The organism is Mesorhizobium sp. M7A.F.Ca.US.002.01.1.1 (assembly GCF_004022955.1).
Classification (GTDB): domain Bacteria; phylum Pseudomonadota; class Alphaproteobacteria; order Rhizobiales; family Rhizobiaceae; genus Mesorhizobium; species Mesorhizobium ciceri.
The window spans coordinates 1-8,180 of sequence record NZ_RZQE01000266.1; the positions used below are offsets into that span (position 1 = coordinate 1).

Genomic DNA, 8,180 nt, shown 5'->3' on the forward strand with positions numbered 1-8,180 from the left:
CGTCAGGCGATGCCCGACATAGGTGCCCGGTGGCCCGCCGAGCCGCTCCAACTCCTTAACCTCGAAAGGCAGGATGCAGAGGATGTGGTCGACATAGGGCTTCATCGCGACCGCCCTGCCCGGCCGCCACGCCCATACGCTGGGACAGACATAGTGGATGATCGGAATCGACGGGTTGGCCGCACGCACCTTTTTGGCGACGCGCAACGAAAAGTCCGGACTGTCGATGGTGACGAGGCAATCCGGCTTTTCGTCGGCAACGGTCTTGGCCAGTTGGCTGATCCGCCGCATCAGGCGCGGAAGGTCGCGCAGGACGGCACTGAACCCCATGAGGGCGATCTCGCCGGCATCGAATGGCGAGACCAGTCCCAGCGTCTGCAAATGACGGCCGCCGAGGCCGACGAGTTGCACCTCGCGCCCGGCCGCCTGCCTGAGCGAGCGTACTATGTCGGCGCCGAGCAGGTCGCCGGACTCCTCGCCGGCAACAATCGCGATCTTCAATGCCCTGTCAGCCACTGTGCGGCTCCGTCGTGGCAGGCAGGCCAATGACGAACAGGCCGAGTGCGTTGGCGCGCGCGATGGTTTCAGGACCTTCGAGAACCAGCGAACGTCCCGCCTCGACGGCAATCCCGGCAAGCTCGGCTGCATGCGCTGCTTCGACCGTCTGCAGGCCGATGGACGGAAGATCCGCTCGCAGTTCCTGGCCAGGCTTGGCGCACTTGACCAGGACGCCGCGGGTCTTGCCCGCAATACGGCCGTGGCCGCGTAAAAGCTTTGCCCGCTCAAGCAATCCGGCTGTTCCTTCGATGCCTTCCAGCGCAATGGTCCGGCCACCGATGGCGATCGCGGCCTGGCCGATGTCCAGCGCCCCGATGGCTTTTGCTGCGGCAAGGCCTGCCTCGATGTCACGCCAGTCCGACTTTTGTGGCGCGGCGTTGGTCAGGACGCCTTCGGCGGCGACAAGGCTCGGCACGACTTCATGGGCGCCGACAACTTTTATTCCACGGGCTTCGAGGCCCCTCGCCAAGACCTTCAGCAGGCCATCGTCGCCACGCGCGAGCGCCAAGACGACCAGCGGAATTACCGCGAGCAGGCTGAGACTGGGGCGCAGCGCAAGCAATCGCGGCCGGCGCTTGATCTCGCCTGCAAGCACCAGATGGGTGATCCGGTGCCGCCGTAGCAATGGGACCAGCGAGCCTATACCTTCCAGAGCGAGGCTTTCATGATCGTATCGGGAGAGCTCCGCGATGCGGTCGACCTCGCCTTCCATCAGGATGACGAAGGGCGGATAGCCTTGTTCAACCGAGCCGGCCGCGACTTCGACCGGCAGACTGCCGCCGCCGGCAATGATGCCGACCCTGGAGCCCGGCGGAAGATCAAGACGCGCTGCCGCTGTCTCAGTCTTCGTCATCGACGTCGTCGCCATCGCCGCCCTTGAGCGACGGCACAGCATAGTGCCGCTTGCCGCGACTGGTGATGAAATCGATGATCTTCATGGCGGTCGGCGACGACGCGAACTCCGCCTTGGCGAACTCGATGTTCTCGCCAACAGTGCGGGAACGATCGAAGATCATCCTGTAAGCCTTGCGCAGCACAAGGATTTCGGACCTCGGCAGGCCGGAGCGCTTGAGCCCGATGATGTTGAGACCGCGCAAACTGGCGCGGTTGCCGACCGCTATGGCGAAGGGGATGACATCGCCGACGATCGCGGAGCAACCGCCCAGAAAGGCGTTGTCGCCGATGCGGACAAACTGATGCACTGCGGTCAGGCCGCCGATATAGACGTTGTTACCGACCTCGCAGTGGCCGCCCAGCGTTGCGCCATTGGCGAACGTCGCATTGTTGCCGACGACGCAATCATGGGCGATATGGGCGTAGGCGAGGAAATTGCCGTTGTCGCCGACCGTCGTCTCACCGCGGCTGGAATCGGTGCCGAGATGCATCGTCACGCCTTCGCGGATCGTGCAGTTCCTGCCGATGACCAGGGTGGTTCGGCCGCCCTTGTGCTTGGTGTTCTGCGGCGGCGCGCCCAATGTCGCCATCGGGTAGACCTTGGTCGAGGCGCCGATCGACGTCGCGCCCATCACCGAGACATGACTGACCAGTTCGACGTCGTCGCCGATCACCACATCGGCGCCGACATGGCAGAACGGCCCGATGCGCACACCTTGGCCGATTTTGGCGCCTTCCTCGACAATGGAGGAAGCATGGATGGATGTCTTGATTTTCATAAGCACTCGATCGTCAGTCGCTGGTGACCATCATGGCTGAAATCTCGGCCTCGGCCGCCTTGGCGCCGTCGACCATGGCTTCACAAGCGAATTTGAGCAGGTTGCCGCGTTTCTTGATTTTCTTGACATAGATCTTCAACTGGTCGCCGGGAACGACCGGTTTGCGGAATTTGGCGTTGTCGATGGTCAGGAAATAGACCAGCGACGGCTTTTCGGTACCCAGGCTGCGGATACAGATGGCGCCGGCCGTCTGCGCCATCGCCTCAACGATGAGCACACCCGGCATGACCGGCTGCTCAGGGAAATGGCCCTGAAAATGCGGCTCGTTTATGGTCACGTTCTTGATGCCGATGGCGGATTCGTCGCCATCGATGTCGACGATACGATCGATCATCAGGAACGGATAGCGGTGCGGCAGGAGCTTCATCAGCCCCATGATGTCGACCGCTTCCAGCGTCGTCGACGCGATCATGTCAGCCATTGCCTCCCTCGCCCTGTTTGCGGGTCCTGGCGAGCTTGCGCAGCATGGCTATCTCCCGCATGGCTTCCGCCATCGGCTGTGCCGGATAGCCGCCCCAGATCTCGCCTGCAGGGACATTGCTCATAAATCCACTTCTGGCGGCAAGCTTGGCCCCTGTCCCTATGGTCAGGTGATCCGCAAGCCCCACGCCGCCGCCCATGGTGACATTGTCACCCACGACCACAGAACCCGAAATACCCGAAAGCCCGGCTATTATGCAATTGCGGCCGATGCGGACGTTATGGGCGATCTGCACGAGATTGTCGATCTTGGTGCCTTGGCCGATGATCGTATCGGACATGGCGCCGCGATCGACGGTGGTGTTGGAGCCGATCTCGACGTCGTCCTGGATAACGACACGGCCGATCTGCGGCACGCGTTCGGGACCCTTGGCCCCGCCGACGAAGCCAAAACCATCCTGGCCTATCCTGGCGCCGCCATGAATGATGACGCGATTGCCGATCAAGGCATACTGGATGCTGGCGCCCGGACCGACATAGCCGTCGCGGCCGATCTGGCAGGATTGTCCGATGACCGCATTCGGGGCGATGACAGTACCGCTGCCGATCGAAGCGCCTGGCCCGATAACCGCGCCGGCCTCGATGACGGAACCGGCTTCGACATGCGCGGTCGCATCGACATGAGCGTGCGGCGAGACGCCGGTTTCACTGGTCATCGGCCCTGGTGTCGCTGCCCTCGGAAACAGCAGACGCCCGATCAGCGCGAAGGCCTGCTGCGGACGCGGATGAATGAGAACGGCAACGCTTGCCGGCGCCTTGCCGGCAAATTCCGCCGGGCACAGCACCGCGGCAGCCCGCAGCGACGGCATCAGCGCGGAATTACGCTTGCCGTCGACAAAGACGAGCGCATTCTCGCCGCCCTCGCTGGCCGGCGCGAGTGCTTCGATCAAAATATTGGAGTGGCCGGAATCGACAAGCACCGAGCCGGTCAGATTCGCGACTTCGCCCGCCGTATACCGGCGTGATGGCGCGAAGAACACCGGATCGGTCATTCCAGAAGCTATATCCAGCTAGGTCGGAACATTTCTCCCGGACCCTGAAGACCCGGGAGCATCGTTGGCCGCCGATCAGAAGCGGGTCGATATGCCGAAGTTGAATTCCTGCACGTCGTCAGACGCTTCCTTCTTGACCGGGATCGCGTAGTCGATACGGATCGGACCGAACGGCGACGCCCACATCAAGCCAACACCGACCGAAGCGCGCAGCTTCATGCCCACCGTCGACTGGTCGACCAAGTCGTTGGCAACCTTGCTGCCGTAGAGCGTGGCCGCATCCGCGAAGACCGCGCCACGCAGGCCGAAGCTCTCTGGAACGACCGGAAGCGGGAACTGGGCTTCCGCCGAGGCGTTAAAATAGGTCGTGCCGCCCAGATGGTCGCCAGCGCCGTCGTTGTCGACCGGACCGATGCCGCCGTAGGCGAAGCCGCGGATCATGCGGTCGCTGCTCTGGAAGTGATCGAACACGCGCAGATCGCCGTCGCCGCCGTAGCCTTCGACATGACCGGCGCCGCCCGAAATAAGTCCGACCAGATCATACTGCTCCGACAGCGTCTGGTAGATGCTGCCTCGCCCCGTGACCTTCACGAACTTTGCATCGCCACCGAGACCCGCGACTTCCACCGTCGTGGTGGCGTAGATACCCTCGTGCGGGTTCTTCATGTCGTCGATGGTGTTGTAGACCAATCCCAGGCTAACCGAAGACTTGATCCATGGGCTCTGCTCTATGCCATCCAGGATAGCGTCGGAAACATTGCACTTAAGGGGATCATAAATGCCACCGGTCACGCAATCATCATCCAGCTTATATTTCTCTTGCGAGATGTTGTAAGCTAGCTGCGTCGTGATGCTGTCGGTGATCGGCAGGCCGAAACGCACGGTCGCACCCGTGGTGTCACTGTCGTAATGATCGTAGTTCCGGGTTTGCTTGAAGATGTCGAAACCGGCGGCGATGCGCCGTCCGAGGAAATAAGGCTCGGTGAAGGACAGGCTGTAGTCGCGCGAATTCTTGCCGCCGCCCGCAGACACCTTGATGAACTGGCCGCGGCCGAGGAAGTTGCGCTCGGTCACCGAGCCTTCGACCGACGGACCGGCCGTGTCGCCACCGGTCGAATAACCAGCACCCACCGAGAACTCGCCGGTCGACTTCTCAACCACGTCAACCACCAGAACGACTTGGTCGGGCTGCGAACCCGGCACAGTCGAGATGTCGACTTTCTCAAAGTAATTCAAGTTTTCCAGGCGCTTCTTCGCGCGCTGGATGAGCACCTGGTTGAAGGCGTCGCCTTCGCTGACGTCGAACTCCCGGCGAATGACATAGTCACGCGTGCGATCGTTGCCGCGGATCTCGATGCGCTCGATATAGGCCTTGGTGCCCTGGTCGATCGTATAGACCACCGAAATGGTGTGGTTCTCGAAATTGCGGTCGCCGCGCGGCGTGACCTGCGCGAAGGCATAGCCGGAACCGGCCACCTTCTCGGTCAGCGCGATGATGGAATCCTCGACGTTCTTGGCGTTGTAGACGTCACCCTTGTGGGTCTCGATCACCGATTCCAGCGACTTGCCGTCGACTTCAGGGATCGTGCTCTCGACGCTGACATCGCCGAACGTGTAGCGGTCGCCTTCCTGGACGGTGATGGTGACCGTGTACTTGTTCGTCGCGCTGTCGAGCTCGCCGACGGCGGACACGACCTGGAAGTCGGCATAGCCGTGATTGTAGTAGAAGCGGCGCAGCAGCTCCTGGTCCGCGCGCAGCTTGTCATCGTCGTAGACGTCGTCGCGCAGGATGAAGGAAACCCAGGACGAACGCTTGGTGTTGATGATATCCGACAGGCGGCGGCTGGAATAGGCGCTGTTGCCGACGAAATTGATCGCCGCGATCTGCGTGCGATCGCCTTCGGCAATGTTGAAGACCACATTCACGCGATTGTCGCCAAGCTGCATGACCTGCGTGGTCACGGTCACGTCGTCGCGACCAATGCGCTTGTAGGCAGCCTTGACCGACTCCACGTCGGCATCGAGCGTCGCCTGCGAGAACGTTCCGCGCGGCTTCAGCTGCACCGCCGCCGCGAGCGCATTGTCCTTGAGTTTCTTGTTGTTCTGGAACAGCACCTGGTTGACAACCTGATACTCGGCAACCTTCACCACCAGCGTCGAGCCGACCTGGTTGATCTGCACATCCGAAAACAGGCCGGTGCCAAACAGTGCCTTGACCGCACCGTCGATATCGGAACTGGAGAAAGCCTTGCCCGGCTTGATGGTGATGTAATTGCGGATGGTCTCAGCGTCGATACGCTGGTTGCCGCTTACTTCGACTCTGCTGACGACAGCGGCTTCAGCCGCCGATGTGGCAACGAACTGCACTGCGAGCGCGCCTGGCACGACCATGGCCGCGGACAGGGTCACCGCGGACGCGGCGCTTAGAAACTTGGATGCTGCCTTCATCGGGCTTAATAACCTTTTCTCGTAGTCCCCACGGCGAGAAAACCGGACGTGCGGTAATTTCCCCTACCGTATTAACCGGATTTTCCCTACACGCAAGGCTTCTGGTTAATTTGTATTTACTTAACCCTGCGGCGTGGCTTTCGCGTCACTCATATCCCCTTGCATGGTAAACGGCGTCTCAACATCGTCCATGCAGAAGCCAAATTTCTTCATGATTTCAGCACCCAAACAGATCGTTCCAAAAAACGAACCCCATGAAGCACAGCACCAGAAGCAACCCGGCCCGATAGGCCATTTCCATCATCCGTTCCGACACCGGACGGCGAATGACAGCCTCCACCCCGTAGAACAAGAGGTGACCGCCGTCGAGGGGGGGAATCGGCAAAAGGTTCAGAATTCCGATGCCAACGGATAGCAGTGCAACCAGCTGCACGAGCCATTCGAATCCCAGTTTCGCAGCCCTGCCCGCCATGTCGGCGATCTTCACCGGGCCGCCCAGCTGACATTTGTCTTCGCGCCCGACAACAAAGCGCTGCAGGAACTGGCCGGTGCGCTGGATGACGTGACCGGTTTCCTCGACCGCTGCCGCGACAGCTCCAACAGGCGTGTAGGTGATGAGCCGTGGCTGGCCGAGTTCCTTGTTGTTGACGACACCGATTACAGCGACCTTGACCTTGTTGCCGAGCGCGTCTTCCTGTTCCATCAGCCGCGGTGCCGCGGTCACAGTGACCTCCCGGCCGTCGCGCAGCATGACGAAAGTGATTGCGTCGTCCGCACGGCCCGAAACCAGGCGTTGAACGTCGCCAAAGGTTTCGACCTTGTTGCCGTCGACGCTGACGAATCGGTCGCCGGGAAGGATGCCGGCCTTCGCCGCCGGGCTGTCGGCGGTCACCTCGGCCACCATCGGCTCGGCGACATAGCGGCCATAGGCGGTGAACAGCACGGAAAAGACGACGATCGTCAGCAGGAAATTGAACAGCGGTCCGGCCACCACCGTTGCCGCGCGCTTCCAGATCGGCTGCGTGTGGAAGGCGACCTTGCGCTCTTCCGCGGTCAGCGTTTCAATTTCTTCCGACGTCGGCTGGCTCGATGTGGCGTTCATGTCGCCGACGAATTTGACATAGCCGCCAAGCGGTATCGCACACAGTTTCCAGCGCGTGCCGTGGCTGTCGTTGAAGCCGAAGAGTTCCGGGCCGAAGCCGATCGAGAAGGCCCTGACGCCGATGCCGCACCAGCGCCCGACAAGGTAATGGCCCATTTCGTGGACGAACACGACCACGGTCAGCACGAAGAGGAATGGCACCAGCGTGCCGAGGACAAAGCCTTGTGTGCTGAAAAGCGCGTGAAGAATCTCGTTCAAGACAAACCCTCAATTCTTCCACGGCGCAGACTGCGCCGTGACTGTGACACCAATCCGGGCGAATCCAAGGCGCATCGCGCAAAGGACCTGAAATGACACCACTCAAACGGGAAACAGACCCTGCGCCGGATGATCGGCGTTCGCCGAAATCCAGCCGATGACGTATAGGGCGAATGCAGCTGCGACAAGCCCATCGACACGATCCATGACGCCGCCATGGCCCGGGATGAGCGCGCCTGAGTCCTTGCGGCCATGGCGGCGCTTGACCCAGGATTCAAACAGGTCGCCTGCCTGCGAGACAATCGACAGCACGAGCGCCACCAGGCCGAGCAATGCCAGATTGCCGACACCGGCAGCTACGGCGAGGACCAGCCCGGCGACGACGCCGCCGAGCGCACCGCCGAGCGCGCCGCTGCGCGTCTTGCCGGGCGAGATAGAGGGCGCCAGTTTCGGCCCCCCAACGGCACGGCCAACGAAATAGGCAAGGATATCGGTGGCCCAGACGACCGCAAACAGGAACAGGATGGCAATGAGGCCCGAACGATCGCCATCGCGCAGCAAGGCGAGCGACAGGCCTGAAACCGCGGCATAGGCGAGGCCGCTCGCATC

General features: G+C 61.7%; 7 protein-coding genes and 1 pseudogene. All 8 read right to left on the reverse strand.

From position 1 onward, the window contains the following. Positions 1-516: pseudogene (locus tag EN932_RS22715) on the reverse strand (lipid-A-disaccharide synthase); the annotation flags it as partial. Next, positions 509-1,411, reverse strand: coding sequence for an LpxI family protein (locus tag EN932_RS22720; protein WP_164753762.1), 903 nt, complete (start codon positions 1,409-1,411; stop codon positions 509-511). The pseudogene EN932_RS22715 and the gene EN932_RS22720, both read right to left, overlap by 8 nt. After that, entirely contained in the window at positions 1,398-2,231 is an 834-nt protein-coding gene (gene lpxA, locus EN932_RS22725) for an acyl-ACP--UDP-N-acetylglucosamine O-acyltransferase (RefSeq protein ID WP_013531752.1), read from the reverse strand. The genes EN932_RS22720 and lpxA overlap by 14 nt, the downstream gene beginning before the upstream one ends. 13 nt (positions 2,232-2,244) lie before the next feature. Further along, on the reverse strand, positions 2,245-2,712 hold the full coding sequence (gene fabZ, locus EN932_RS22730; RefSeq protein WP_013531753.1) for a 3-hydroxyacyl-ACP dehydratase FabZ: 468 nt from the start codon (positions 2,710-2,712) through the stop codon (positions 2,245-2,247). Beyond that, positions 2,705-3,763 carry a UDP-3-O-(3-hydroxymyristoyl)glucosamine N-acyltransferase gene (lpxD, locus tag EN932_RS22735; protein WP_127368447.1) on the reverse strand — a complete coding sequence of 353 codons (1,059 nt, stop codon included), beginning with the start codon at positions 3,761-3,763 and terminating at the stop codon, positions 2,705-2,707. Before lpxD ends, fabZ begins: the two co-directional genes overlap by 8 nt. Positions 3,764-3,838: 75 nt before the next feature. Next, the gene (bamA, locus tag EN932_RS22740) at positions 3,839-6,211 is read right to left on the reverse strand and encodes an outer membrane protein assembly factor BamA (protein ID WP_027161557.1); all 2,373 of its coding nucleotides are present in this window, start codon (positions 6,209-6,211) and stop codon (positions 3,839-3,841) included. Positions 6,212-6,428: 217 nt separating this feature from the next. After that, on the reverse strand, positions 6,429-7,571 hold the full coding sequence (gene rseP / locus EN932_RS22745; RefSeq protein WP_024503348.1) for an RIP metalloprotease RseP: 1,143 nt from the start codon (positions 7,569-7,571) through the stop codon (positions 6,429-6,431). A gap of 102 nt (positions 7,572-7,673) precedes the next feature. Next, positions 7,674-8,180: phosphatidate cytidylyltransferase (locus tag EN932_RS22750; RefSeq protein WP_164890576.1), on the reverse strand; the 507-nt coding region annotated here is incomplete at its 5' end.

Coding starts and splice junctions, on each gene's coding strand:
- EN932_RS22720 (WP_164753762.1), bottom strand. CDS start 1,411: ATGACGAAGACTGAGACAGCGGCAGCGCGTCTTGATCTTCCGCCGGGC.
- lpxA (WP_013531752.1), bottom strand. CDS start 2,231: ATGAAAATCAAGACATCCATCCATGCTTCCTCCATTGTCGAGGAAGGC.
- fabZ (WP_013531753.1), bottom strand. CDS start 2,712: ATGGCTGACATGATCGCGTCGACGACGCTGGAAGCGGTCGACATCATG.
- lpxD (WP_127368447.1), bottom strand. CDS start 3,763: ATGACCGATCCGGTGTTCTTCGCGCCATCACGCCGGTATACGGCGGGC.
- bamA (WP_027161557.1), bottom strand. CDS start 6,211: ATGAAGGCAGCATCCAAGTTTCTAAGCGCCGCGTCCGCGGTGACCCTG.